9 protein-coding genes and 1 pseudogene are annotated in these 13,176 nt (G+C 47.7%); 3 read left to right on the top strand and 7 right to left on the bottom strand.

Annotated elements, in window-relative coordinates; genetic code table 11:
- Window positions 1–32: 32 nt before the first annotated feature.
- The gene (locus tag AC6I3O_RS12040; protein ID WP_497851090.1) at window positions 33–1,820 is read right to left on the bottom strand and encodes an aminopeptidase P family protein; all 1,788 of its coding nucleotides are present in this window, start codon (window positions 1,818–1,820) and stop codon (window positions 33–35) included.
- A 152-nt stretch (window positions 1,821–1,972) separates the two neighbouring features.
- Between AC6I3O_RS12040 and AC6I3O_RS12035 the strand changes: the two are divergent.
- Window positions 1,973–3,313: pseudogene (locus AC6I3O_RS12035) on the top strand (MATE family efflux transporter); the annotation flags it as partial.
- Here AC6I3O_RS12035 and AC6I3O_RS12030 read toward each other — a convergent pair.
- Window positions 3,212–3,940: a MerR family transcriptional regulator gene (locus AC6I3O_RS12030; RefSeq protein ID WP_497851089.1), complete on the bottom strand. Its 729-nt coding sequence runs from the start codon at window positions 3,938–3,940 to the stop codon at window positions 3,212–3,214. The pseudogene AC6I3O_RS12035 and the gene AC6I3O_RS12030 overlap by 102 nt on opposite strands.
- A 266-nt stretch (window positions 3,941–4,206) precedes the next feature.
- Here AC6I3O_RS12030 and AC6I3O_RS12025 point away from each other — a divergent pair, with 266 nt between their 5' ends.
- Window positions 4,207–4,707 (top strand): TetR/AcrR family transcriptional regulator, encoded by a 501-nt coding sequence (locus AC6I3O_RS12025; RefSeq protein ID WP_497851088.1) that lies wholly within the window; start codon window positions 4,207–4,209, stop codon window positions 4,705–4,707.
- Window positions 4,708–4,760: 53 nt separating this feature from the next.
- Here AC6I3O_RS12025 and AC6I3O_RS12020 read toward each other — a convergent pair whose 3' ends face one another.
- Both AC6I3O_RS12020 and AC6I3O_RS12015 read right to left on the bottom strand, forming a co-directional pair.
- Window positions 4,761–6,749 (bottom strand): 2-isopropylmalate synthase, encoded by a 1,989-nt coding sequence (locus tag AC6I3O_RS12020; protein ID WP_497851087.1) that lies wholly within the window; start codon window positions 6,747–6,749, stop codon window positions 4,761–4,763.
- Window positions 6,750–6,887: 138 nt separating this feature from the next.
- On the bottom strand, window positions 6,888–8,474 hold the full coding sequence (locus AC6I3O_RS12015; RefSeq protein ID WP_497851086.1) for a sodium:solute symporter family protein: 1,587 nt from the start codon (window positions 8,472–8,474) through the stop codon (window positions 6,888–6,890).
- A gap of 284 nt (window positions 8,475–8,758) precedes the next feature.
- On the opposite strand from AC6I3O_RS12015, the gene AC6I3O_RS12010 reads away from it, so the two are divergent.
- Window positions 8,759–9,007 (top strand): hypothetical protein, encoded by a 249-nt coding sequence (locus AC6I3O_RS12010; protein WP_497851085.1) that lies wholly within the window; start codon window positions 8,759–8,761, stop codon window positions 9,005–9,007.
- Window positions 9,008–9,117: 110 nt separating this feature from the next.
- On the opposite strand, the gene gdhA is transcribed toward AC6I3O_RS12010, so the two are convergent.
- From gdhA to AC6I3O_RS11995, 3 genes are all read right to left on the bottom strand, one after another.
- Window positions 9,118–10,452, bottom strand: a complete 1,335-nt coding sequence (gene gdhA / locus AC6I3O_RS12005) for an NADP-specific glutamate dehydrogenase (protein ID WP_497851084.1) — start codon at window positions 10,450–10,452, stop codon at window positions 9,118–9,120.
- 287 nt (window positions 10,453–10,739) lie between these two features.
- Window positions 10,740–11,093 carry an Hpt domain-containing protein gene (locus AC6I3O_RS12000; protein ID WP_497851083.1) on the bottom strand — a complete coding sequence of 118 codons (354 nt, stop codon included), beginning with the start codon at window positions 11,091–11,093 and terminating at the stop codon, window positions 10,740–10,742.
- Window positions 11,094–11,125: 32 nt separating this feature from the next.
- Window positions 11,126–13,153: a bifunctional diguanylate cyclase/phosphohydrolase gene (locus AC6I3O_RS11995; RefSeq protein WP_497851082.1), complete on the bottom strand. Its 2,028-nt coding sequence runs from the start codon at window positions 13,151–13,153 to the stop codon at window positions 11,126–11,128.
- Window positions 13,154–13,176 lie beyond the last annotated feature (23 nt).

Here is a 13,176-nt window from a genome sequence, read left to right as displayed (position 1 = left end):
CGCACACTCCTTCCGTCAGGGCTTTCCTGTTATTAAATGGGCCGCGTATATCCTTTCAGCCACTCCCGTTCTTCCTCTGTAAGGCGCGGCCCAATCTTTTCATAGACCTGCTCATGGTAATGGTTCAGCCATTCCCGCTCATCCCGGCTCATCTCCTCCGGGTCGATTCCGTCCAGATCGATGGGGGCAAATGTTATCGTCTCGAAATACATGAACTGCCCGTACTTATTCTTCACGCCTTTTCGCACCACGAATTCATTTTCGATACGGATGCCGAACTTCCCGTCCTCATAAATCCCAGGCTCGTCCGTAATGACCATTCCCTCTTCCAGCTTGTGGTGCTCGTTCTTGCTGGGGACCACATACCAGCGGAAGCCCGTAGGCGACTCATGGACATTGGCAAGATAGCCTACGCCATGCCCCGTACCGCACTGGTAATCCAAATCCAAGTCCCAAATCGGTCCTCTCGCCAGCACGTCAAGGTTATAGCCGTAGCATCCATAAAGGAAACGCGCCCGGGACAGGCGCATCATCGCCCGCACTACCGCCGTAAAGTACCGCTTCATCTGGGCATCCACAGAACCAAGCACAAACGTCCTGGTGATATCGGTAGACCCCTCGTAATAACCGCCGCCGGTATCATTTAAGAAGAACGCCCCGTGCGACAGCGTTACGTCCGACTCCTCGCTGGGAGAATAATGCATCATCGCCGCATGGTCAGCAAATGCACATAACGGCTCAAAACTGTCCCGGATATACCCCTCCTGGGCGGCGCGCAGTTCCGTAAGCTTCTCTGCGGAACTAAGCTCCGTAATCGTCTCCTTATCGTAGCGGGTCTTGACCCAGTACATGAACTTGGTGACAGCCACGCCATCCTTAATATGCGCCTCCCGAATATTCCCAAGCTCCACCTCGTTCTTCATAGCCTTCATGAGAATGGTAGGGTTCGCCGCTTCTACAATCTTGCAGGGAATGCTCTTATAGAGGGCGTAGTTCATCATCATCGGGTCGATTAACACCGTCTCGGAAACATCCAGCGTCTTGATGTCCTCATAAATTCCATTGTAAGGATGTATCCTCACCTGATTCTTTTTAAGCTCCTCATGAATGCGGCCATCCAGTTTGGAATCATCCACATAAAGCTCTACGGTATCCTTTCTCACAATCGCATAAGAAAGCAGGAGCGGGAAGAAATCAATATCGTCTCCCCGGACATTCAAAAGCCAGCAGATATCATCCAAAGATGCGATAATATGGGAATCTGCCCCGTACTCTTCCATGGCCTTGCGCACACGGAGCAATTTCGATTCCGTACTCTCGCCGGAGTATTTCTCCTCCAGGAAAAATGCCGGTTTGTCGGAAAGGGGCGGCCTCTCCTCCCAGATAGCGTCAATCAAATCAACGGAATACTCGATGCGGATCTGTTTCTTCGCCAGCTCTTCTTCATATTCCTTTCCTTCCTCCACAGAGAGTACACGTCCGTCAAAGGCGACCGTCCCGCCCTCCGGAACGCATCCGCACAAATATTCCGTAATCGACGGCGTCTCTCCCACGAACATCTTCATCAGCCGGATACCGCTGCCTTTCAGTTCATTCTCTGCCTGGAAGAAATATCTCCCGTCCGTCCACAGCCCTCCGTCGTCTCTGGTAATGACTACCGTTCCGTAAGAACCGCTGAATCCGGAAATATACTTTCTTGCCTTAAAATGTTCCCCCACATATTCACTCTGGTGAAAGTCTGCAGTCGGCACAACATAGGCGTCAATCCCTTTTTCTGCCATAAGCGACCTAAGCGCAATAATCCTTTCTGCTACGTTCATAAATGAAACCTCCTCAGATAAAAAATCGTATATGGATACTGTAACATAAATCCATACTAAAGTACAATTTTTTATCTTGAATAGGGTAAAAAATTATGCTATGATTTGCTAGAAACTCTTTGATACTTTGAAGACTAGAATGAGGTGATACCATGGCAGCACGCATCAAAAACATGACCCAGGGGAAGCCCGCTTCCCTGATCTTTGCATTCGCCCTCCCCCTAATGGTGGGCAATGTATTCCAACAACTGTATACCGTCGTAGACACTATGGTCGTAGGAAAAGCCCTCGGCGTTGCCGCCCTTGCCGCCCTTGGCGCCGCAGACTGGCTGAACTGGATGATGCTGGGAATCATCCAAGGCTTTACTCAGGGTTTTGGAATCCTGATGGCGCAGGAGTTCGGCGCCGGCAGATACGATAACCTGCGCAAGTCCATCGGAAATGCAGCCGTCCTGTCGCTGGTATCCTCCATGGTACTGCTCCTGGCCGGGCAGTTGTTGACGCGCCCGGTCTTGAACCTCTTGCAGACACCACCGGAAATCCTTGCAGATACCTTGCTGTACCTGCGCATCATGTACCTTGGCGTCCCGGTGGTCATGGCATATAACCTGCTGGCTTCGATCCTGCGCTCCCTCGGGGACGGCAAGACGCCCTTAAACGCCATGATCGTTGCCGCTCTCACCAACATTGCGCTGGATCTTCTGTTTGTGCTGGTCTTTGGGCTCGGGATTGCCGGGGCCGCCGCCGCAACCTTAATTGCCCAGATGATTTCCAGCCTGTTCTGCCTGTACCATATCCGCAAAATCGAGCTGTTAAGCTTCACACCTTCGGATTTCCGGATGACCGGCCGACAGCTCCCCTTGCGTCTGCTGATGCTTGGATTTCCCATGGCTTTCCAGAATGCCATCATTTCCGTAGGCGGTATGATCGTACAATTCGTGGTAAATGGATTCGGCGTCATCTTTATTGCCGGTTTCACCGCCACCAACAAACTGTACGGCGTATTAGAAGTCGCCGCCACCTCCTACGGCTATTCCATGGTCACATATGCCGGGCAGAATCTTGGGGCAGGAAGGACAGACCGCATCCGCAAAGGAGTAAAATCCGCAATCCTGATTGCACTTTTGACCTCTCTGGTGATTGCAATCCTGATGCTTTTTGGCGGGAAGATAATTCTTTCGTGGTTCATCTCCGGAACGCCGGAGGAATTCGAGCAGACATTGAAGATCGCCTATTCCTATCTGGCAATCATGAGCGTCTGCCTGCCGATTCTATACACCCTGCACATTACACGTTCCGCAATCCAGGGAATGGGCAATACCGTCCTCCCTCTGGTCTCCGGCATTGCGGAATTTATCATGCGTGCCGTCACAGCCATCTTCCTTCCTATGCTAATCGGGGAAAACGGTATCTTCTATGCGGAAATCATGGCGTGGACAGGGGCCACTGTCATACTGGTAATCAGTTATTTTGCAGTGATACGGAAAATGGAAAGAATGCTCCGCAGATATTGATAATTCTGCACCCGGTGCTGATTGCATAGTAACGGTTGAAATTTTTTCTACCGCAAACGCATCCTTCCAGACCGTCCCGATATATAGCGTAAATGCAAAAAATGCGGCAGCCGCAAACAGCCATTTTCCCCACACCAATCCAAACAAAGCTGTCATGACTGCCGTATAAGCGGCAGAAAGAGCGGCAATATGGATATCCTTTAAATATGCGCCCCACTTTTGGGCCAAACAGAAAAAACATCCGACATATACAAGCAGCATTGCCCAAAACACCAGCATTTGCATCCTTCCCATAGTTTGGACCGGCATTTCAGAAGAATTTAACAGCATTTGCACAAATCCATATAGGCTTATGACAAACGGGGTCAGAATGAGCGCCGACGCATGAAAGAGCGCAAGGTGTATCCTCATATCTGCCGTAAACATTACGGCTATGTTCCGGTTAAACTGATTGGGGGTCAGCTCAAGGCTCCTTACATCCTCCAGGGTATATTCCCGGTAGTTATTCTCTTCGTTTCGCTTGGGATTCAGCAGCCCCTCTTTTTCATAATATCTGATGTTCGCTTTTGTAATTCCAACTAGGTCTTCTACTTCTTTTATTTTCATGACGACTCCTCCTTCCCTCATGGGTACATACTGTAATGCTTCCCGTGTTCCTGACCCTATCTTAAAGGATAAAGTGGGTTGAATGTCAATCTATTTTATGGAAATTTTGTTGACATCACTTATTTTTTGTACTAAAATCACAGATGTAACAGTTGTAACATACAGATGTAACAGTCGTTACATCTGTATTTCTTTACTGGACAAAATCACCCACAGAGCATCCCGTAATTCATGCCCTGTGGGTATAGATAAGGAGCAAGCACAGAATGGACAACGCAGAAAAAAATCGATTTGTAAAAAGGCAGATTACGGCTGCTCTCCTGGCAGCCCTCGAAACAAAAGAATTAAAAGACATTTCCGTCAGCCAGATTGCCGCTGACGCAGGGGTGAGCCGTATCTCGTTTTACCGGAATTTTCAGAATAAAGAAGGCGTACTGCGAGCATACATGGCGCAATTAATGAACGGCCGGATAAATGGCCCAAAGCCGGACAAAACGTATCCTGAGCCGGATATTCTTGGAGAAATATTTGCCTGTCTTGTCGAATACAAGGATTTCTTCCTCCTGCTTAGAAAACGGAACCTGCTCTATCTCCTGAAAGATATCATCATGGAAATCTTAGGGCCAAAACCAGAATCTCCGAATTTCAGTGCCTATACGTCAGCGTTCCTTGCCTATGGGCTTTATGGGTGGATTGAAGAATGGTTCGCCAGAGGCATGAAGGAATCTGCATGGGAGATGAAGGAACTTCTCAAAATCGGGATTTAGGCTTACATGGCAAAGGGCATTCCCAAGACCTTTGGAAATGCCCTCATTTTCACTTATTTCTGGTTCCGGAACTGCATCGGCGTCGTATGATAAGCCTTCTTAAACATCCGATTAAAATGCTCCACATTCTGGTATCCCACCGACAGAGCAATATTCTCCACCGTCATATTACTGCTCTTTAAGAGCGCCTTCGCTTTTTTCATCCGAATCTTCTTCACCAGCTCCCCAAACGTCAAGCCAGATTTCTCCTTAATATACTTAGATATATAAGGCTTTGACAGATAAAACTTCTCCGCCAAATCATCCAGCGTAATGTCGATATAATTTGTCTGGATATAATTCAAAATCTCAATCATCCGCTCATCCTTGCACCCTTCTGCGCTCCCAATCTCCTCAATCTTATTCACAGCCACCGTCAGGGCCTCCATGGAGGACTTGATAATATCCGCGTCAATTCCCACGCCCCAGAAGGTCTTGCCGTTGCAGACAATCCCTACATAGGCGACGGCCTTGGAGGAAGAACCTCTGGTCAGGGAATGTTCCTCATAGAAACGAAGTTCATAGCTGATATTAAAATACTGCTTAATGGCATTGCTGACCGCATCCAGACGCCCATTCCCCATTGCCGTGATGACTCTTGCCTCACCGCCATGGTTGATGGTCACGTCAGCCGTAATTCCTTCCACCTGCTTAAAATGGCACTCGTCAATATGGAACACAGGCCTGGTGTTAATATAATGATCCGAGAAAATCTGATATACCCAGTCTGGCGTCAGTTCCTTGTGAGCCTTATCCGAGACATCCTTCACCAGATATCCCACCTCTTCCCGCATCTTCTGCGGCAGATTGATGCCATGGCTCTGTTTTAGGATGTAGTTCACGCCGCCCTTGCCGGACTGGCTGTTGATACGGATGACGTCGGAGTCATATCTCCTTCCCACATCCTGAGGATCAATGGGAAGATAAGGAACCGTCCATGTATCACATTCCTTCTCCTCCCTCCAAGTCATACCCTTGGCAATGGCATCCTGATGTGAGCCGGAAAATGCAGTGAACACCAAATCCCCAGCGTATGGCTGCCGTTCATACACATGCATCCTTGTCAGCCGCTCATAGGTCTCACGGATATGCTTCATGTCTGAAAAATCAAGCCCCGGGTCTACGCCATGGGAGTACATATTCATTCCCATAGTCACGATATCCACATTCCCGGTCCGCTCTCCGTTGCCGAACAGCGTCCCTTCGATACGGTCTGCCCCGGCAAGAATCCCAAGCTCCGCCGTCGCAACGCCGCATCCCCGGTCATTGTGGGGATGCAGACAGAGAATCACGTTATCCCTGTAGTCCAGATGCTTATTCACATACTCAAGCTGGCATGCAAATACATGGGGCATGGCATTCTCCACCGTGGTAGGTATATTGATGATTGCCTTGTTATCCGCCGTCGGCCTCCACACATCCAGAACCGCATTGCAGACCTCCACGGCATAATCTACCTCCGTCCCCGGAAAACTCTCCGGGCTGTACTGGAAGGTAAAATTCCCGTCTGTCTCAGATGCAAGCTCCAGCAGAAGCTTCGCCCCTTCGATGGCAATCTGTTTAATCTCTTCCTTGCTCTTTCTGAACACCTGCTCCCGCTGCGCAACCGACGTGGAGTTATACAGATGAATCACCGCATGGGGCGCGCCCTTGACCGCCTCGAACGTCTTCTTGATGATATGTTCCCGGGCCTGGGTCAATACCTGCACCGTCACATCATCCGGAATCATATTCTTCTCAATCAACGTGCGCATGAACTGATATTCCGTCTCCGAGGCCGCCGGGAATCCCACCTCAATCTCCTTGAAGCCAATGTCCACCAACATCTGGAAGAACTCCAGTTTCTCCTCCAGGCTCATTGGCTCGATTAACGCCTGATTCCCGTCACGCAGATCGACGCTGCACCAAATCGGCGGCCGATCCACATACTCCTTCTTCACCCAGTCGTAAGTAATCTCTGGAGGCATAAAATACGCTCTCTCATATTTCTGGCAATTCTTCATAACAATTATTCTCTCCTTGCATAATATTAATCAAAAATATTGTACTTTTTTAACACCCTCTTATCCTAACATAAGAACAGCAAAAAGGAAAGTGCTAATTTTAATCACTTTCCTTGATATATTTTAATCTATTTTATTTTACTCCTGAAGCGAAGACTTTTTGGTAATCGTTACCCTTTCCTCATAGCAGGCAAAAATCTTATCAAGCTCTTCCCCGTCCTGCTTTTTCGTGAACAGGCTAATGACAGGAACAATCGCCAGCCCGCCGACCATGGCAATTACGCCGGAATTAATCGAAGACTTGAAAATATATCCAAGTACCGTCCCCCATCCAGAAACGTCTACACCTCCCAGAGTCACAAATAACTGCAAAAGTGCAATCCCGCACCCCCAGACAAAGCAGACCACCACAGAAACCTTTGTAATCCCTTTCCAGTACAGACCATAAAGGAAAGGCGCCAGGAACGCGCCGGCAAGGGCTCCCCAAGACACACCCATCATCTGGGCAATAAAAGTCACTTCCGGATGTGCGTCCTTGAAAATAGCAATCACAGCAGACACCAGAATAAAGAATACGATGAAAATCCGCATGATAGACACCTGTTTCTTATCCGACATCCCCTGTTTCGCTGCCGGCTTAATGACATCCAGAGTGAACGTAGAGCTGGACGTCAGCACCAATGACGACAAGGTGGACATGGACGCCGATAACACCAGAACGATAACCACAGCAATCACGATTGACGGCAGCGTAGACAGCATGGTAGGAACAATCGTGTCAAACAACGGCTTGCCAGTCGCCTCGTTCATCACCACTTTATCGCCGTACAGACGCCCGAAACCGCCCAGAAAATAACATCCTCCCGCTACGATAATGGCAAATACCGTTGAAATCACCGTACCTTTATGTATATCCTTTTCGCTCTTGATGGCATAAAACTTCCCGACCATCTGAGGAAGCCCCCATGTACCTAGAGAAGTCAGAACCACCACAAACAGCAAGGCAAGTGGATCTGGACCAAGGAAAGCCGAATATGCGCCCTGCCATCCGGCATCCCCTGTGATTGATGCCAGCGATTTCGTCGCCTCTAAAAGCCCGCCGTTCTCAGATAAGACCGCCCCGATTACGGCACAGATTCCAAACAGCATAATAATCCCCTGAATAAAGTCATTGATTGCCGTCGCCATATATCCGCCGAAAATGACGTAAAATCCCGTGAGTACAGCCATCACTGCAATTACCATCCAATAGGGGATATCGAAGACCAAACCGAACAGGCTGGATAACCCGTTATAAAGGGACGCAGTATAAGGAATCAGGAAAATAAATACAATGACGGAAGCCGCAACTTTAAGGGGAACAGAATCAAACCGCTTTCCAAAGAAGTCCGGCATGGTCTTTGCGTCGAGGTGCTGAGTCATGACACGGGTTCTTCTTCCCAGAATATTCCAAGCCAGAAGCGAGCCGATAAATGCATTGCCAAGCCCCGCCCAGGTAGCAGACATGCCGAAATTCCATCCAAACTGTCCGGCATACCCCACGAAGATGACCGCCGAAAAGTAAGACGTTCCGAATGCAAATGCAGTCAGCCAGGGACCTACGCCTCTGCCTCCCAATACGAACCCATCTACGTCCGTTGCATGTTTCCTTGAGTAGAACCCTACATAGATCATGACGGCAAAGAATACGACCAGCATGATCAGACATAATATTTCTTTTGACATCTCTCTTTCCTCCAAATCCTATATTCTTTCTTTACTTTAAACCGTAAAACTTTAAACCGTCACGCTTTAAAGCACTAAATTTCTACTTGCTTATCTTATCACTCCTGTTTTTACATGTCAATATTTTTTATAATTATGAATAAAAAAATAGAGATAAAAAACGGATGATAATAATCTTGAAAAAAACACAATATTTTCAAATAAATTGCATTGAAACTCTTTACTCTTTTGCAAATGAATGATATCTTTATAGTGTAAATAAATAATTATGGAGGACGTTTAAAATGGCAAGAAGAAAGGTAGAAGAGAAAAATTATCCAGAATTAATTGAGTTGGCAGAGGAAAGAATCGAAGCGTTATCCGCAGAATTAAAGCAGGAAAAAGCGAACCTCAAACAATTAAAAAAAGACCAGGTTCGTTATGATGCAATGGTTGAAAAACAAAAAAAACAGGCAGAGGTACAAAAGGCTGCCGAGATGCTGGTTGCATCCGGAAAAAGCCTGGAAGAGATCGAACAATTTCTTGCAAACTAGTATCACATACCAACATTGGACAAAGCCTTTTTAGGGTATCAGAGTATCAATAAAACCTGCCTTGTATTCGTCATTATCAAGGCAGGTTTTATGCTTCATTCATCTAATTTTTATACGATTCCCTGTGCCGTCATCGCCTCTACAACCTTCTCAAAACCTGCGATATTCGCTCCTACCACATAGTTTCCCTCCGCATTGTAACGCTTCGCAGCATCCACCATATTGTGACAGATATTCACCATAATATCTTTCAGTTTCGCATCCACTTCTGCAAACGTCCAGCTCAGACGTTCACTATTCTGGGACATCTCCAGTGCAGACGTCGCCACGCCGCCGGCATTCGCCGCTTTACCCGGCGCAAATAATACGCCATGCTCCTGTAAGTACTCCGTCGCCTCCAATGTTGTCGGCATGTTCGCTCCTTCCGCTACAGCCATACATCCATTCTCTACCAGCATCTTCGCATCCTCAAGATGAAGTTCATTCTGCGTCGCACACGGAAGGGCCACATCCACCTTCACAGACCATACGCCCCGGCCTTCATGGTACTCAGAATTCGGGCGGTACTTCTTATACTCTGTCAGCCTTGCACGGTTGACTTCCTTAATCTCCTTTAACGCCTCCACATCAATTCCCTCCGGATCATATACCCATCCGTTGGAATCACTGGCTGTCACAACCTTAGCTCCTAATTCCTGTGCTTTTTTTGTTGCATAGATTGCCACGTTCCCGGAACCGGATACGGCGACCGTCTTGCCTGCCAGTTCCTTTCCATTCAGTTTCAGCATCTCCTCTGTCAGATACAGAAGCCCATAGCCGGTAGCCTCCGTCCTCGCAAGAGAACCGCCGTAGCTTAACCCCTTTCCGGTCAGTACGCCTTCATATAAGCCGCGAATCCGCTTATACTGACCAAACAGATAGCCAATCTCCCGCGCACCCGTTCCGATATCTCCCGCCGGAACATCCGTATCCGCACCAATATATTTGCAAAGTTCTGTCATAAAGCTCTGGCAGAATGCCATTACTTCTCTGTCTGACTTGCCCTTGGGATCGAAATCAGAACCACCTTTTCCGCCGCCAATCGGAAGGCCTGTCAAGGAATTCTTAAAAATCTGCTCGAATCCCAGGAACTTAATAATTCCAAGGTTCACAGACGGGTGAAGACGCAATCCTCCCTTGTATGGCCCAATCGCACTGTTAAACTGTACACGGTATCCTGTATTCACCTGAACCTGTCCCTTGTCGTCTACCCAAGGTACACGGAACTTAATCTGTCTCTCCGGCTCTACCAGTCTCTCAAGTAAGGCGTCTTTCCGGAACTTGTCTTCGTTCGCCTCTACCACCACTCTCAATGACTCCAATACTTCCTTTACTGCCTGGTGGAATTCTGGTTCAGCAGGGTTTTTCGCCACTACTTTCTCCAGGACTTCATCAACATATGACATACCTTTCTACCTCCTAAATCTAATTTTCTTCTCTATTATTTTAAATGTTTTTTATCCGGAACACAAGGTTTTTTTCATCATTTTTTTGATTTTATGCAACTTTGCTTTTGTTTTCTTTCATTTCTATTCAAATATTGTAGATTTTACACGACTCGAAACCGCTATTTCTGCAATAGAGCACACTCTAAATTTCATTTCTTAGTCTTGTCATCCATTGTTGTGAACTACAAAAATACGCCCGGCATACTGTCCCATATCATAAACAGACAGTATGTCAGGCGTACCCATTATGCAAGCTGACGGATACAATCCATCGCCAGCGTATAATCCTTCTTCACCTGCTCTAACAACGGCGCCACGTCTTCACCATACTCCTGACCATCTCTCAAACGGTCGGCAAGTTCAGCCGATGAATGATAGAGAGCCGTAATCGACAAATTCTGGCACACACCTTTCAGCGTATGCGCCGCCCGGAACGCCTCGGTCATATCTCCTGCTTCCATGGAATTCATCAGTAGCTCATAGCTCTTGTCGTTCAGCAGTTTCAGTACGAACTTCTGGATTCTCTCATCCTTCCGAAGCCTACCCAATACATCCTCGTAGTCTGCACCCATCGCCTCATAGCATTCTCTTACAGTCATTTTTATTCTCCTCCTTTCTTTCTAAGAACACGCTATTTATGATAAAAACAATAGTTATTCCTTCCGCCTCGCTTAACCTCATACAACGCCTCGTCCGCCATATGGAATAACGTATCATAACTGCCTGCGCAATCCTTCGCACACGAAATTCCCATGCTGACACTGATGTTAAACTTCTCATACCTCGTGGACAACAGACGGAAAATACGCTTCACAGGAGGCTCTATCTCATCCTTATAAGGCATGAAAATCAGGAACTCATCACCGCCCATCCGTGCAACAATGTCAACCGGTCTGGTGTTGTTCCTAAGCTTATCGGATACGAATTTCAGCACCTCGTCTCCGAACAGATGTCCATAGGTATCATTCGCCAGTTTGAAATGATCCAAATCAAATATAAGGAGAAGGAACTTCTTTTCTTCATCCTCGTTAAGCCGTGAGATAATCTGGGCTTTCGCCGCTTTATGGTTCAGAAGTCCGGTCAGGGAGTCATGGGCAGCCATCACTTCCAGATGGTTCATCTTCTCCATGTCCTCATGGATATCCACAATCTTGCCGATTGCCCCCACATACTCCGGCGGCTCCCAACTTCCCCACATGGACCGGGCAATCACCTTGCTCCACCGTTCCTGCCCGTTAATGTTCAGTACATATTTCTCCTCCACCACAGGCTCCTGAGGCGACGTCTTCTCAAGCCTGTTCAGCAGATGCTCAAAATCATTCTGCGTAAATACATCCGTGCCGAAATTATCTTTCCGGGGATTCATAATTGTCTCCGGCATATTCAGGTAATTCGCTCCCCACTCTGACAGGATCAGCATTTCCGGAGATACCGTATACTCAAACTGGATCTCTTGGGACAGCTCTGCAAAGAACTGGTATTTTACCCGCTCACGCTCCAGAAGCTTTAATGTACGGTCTGAAACATCCAGTTCTCCCTTCTCTACCATCTGCTCCACAGCATCCAGGACCTCTTCCTGCATCTTCTTGCCCTCGGAGCGCATCCGCATCTCTTCCTTGAGCGCGCCTGAGATATCCTTGAGACACTCCATAAGAGTCGGGTTAAATACGCCGCATTCGCCGTTCAGGATCATCTCAACGGCCTTGTCGTGGGAATACGCATCCTTATACACACGCTTGCTGGTCAGTGCGTCATAGACGTCCGCCAACGCCACGACCTGCGCTGCAATTGGAATCTCATCACCCTCCAAACCATCCGGATACCCTCTCCCGTCATATCTCTCATGATGCCACCTACAGATCTGGAATCCCAAGCGGATCAGCGGTTCATTTTCCCGGAACGGGATATTACTCAGAAGCCTGGCGCCTTCCGCCGCATGCTCCCGCATAATCTCATACTCCTCGTCTGTCAGCCGTCCCGGCTTATTCAGCACCTCGGACGGTATAGAAATCTTACCGATATCATGGAGCGCCGACGCATTGCAAATCAAAGAAATATCTTCCGTAGAAATCCCATACAGGTTCTTTTTAATCAGCCATTTCAGGATCAGCTCTGTCAGCATCCGGATATGTAAAACATGCAGGCCGCTCTCACCGTTACGGAACTCCACGATATTAGACAGAATCTCAATCATGAGCTTGTTGTCATTCTCTTTTTCCATAATCTGGTTTGTCACCATATGGGACAATTCTTTCTGTTTGGTAAAAAGAATGATCGTATTAATGACCCGCCGCCGCACAGTGCGCTCGTCAAACGGGCGGCTGATATAATCCTGTACCCCCAGGTCATAAGCGCGGTCCACATATGACGGGACATTCTCCGCAGAGATCATGATAACCGGAACATCCTTAATCCATCCGTTTTTATTCATAACCACCAACGTCTCAAATCCGTCCATAACCGGCATCATAATATCCAGGAGGACCAGCGCAATCTCCTGCTCCCTGTCATGCAGGATTGCCGACGCCTCCATCCCGTTTTCCGCCTCTAATATCTCATATTCATCCGAAAGCATATCCGATAACAGCGAACGGTTAATCTCCGAATCATCAACGATCAAAATCTTTTTCATTTCAAAAATATTCTTCTTTTTACTCATCGAAATCTCTTCCTCAATCTTCA

Source organism: Sporofaciens sp. St.21A7 (assembly GCF_059728535.1).
Note: the sequence above shows the minus strand (reverse complement) of the source record. Positions and strands in the feature narration are given on the sequence as shown.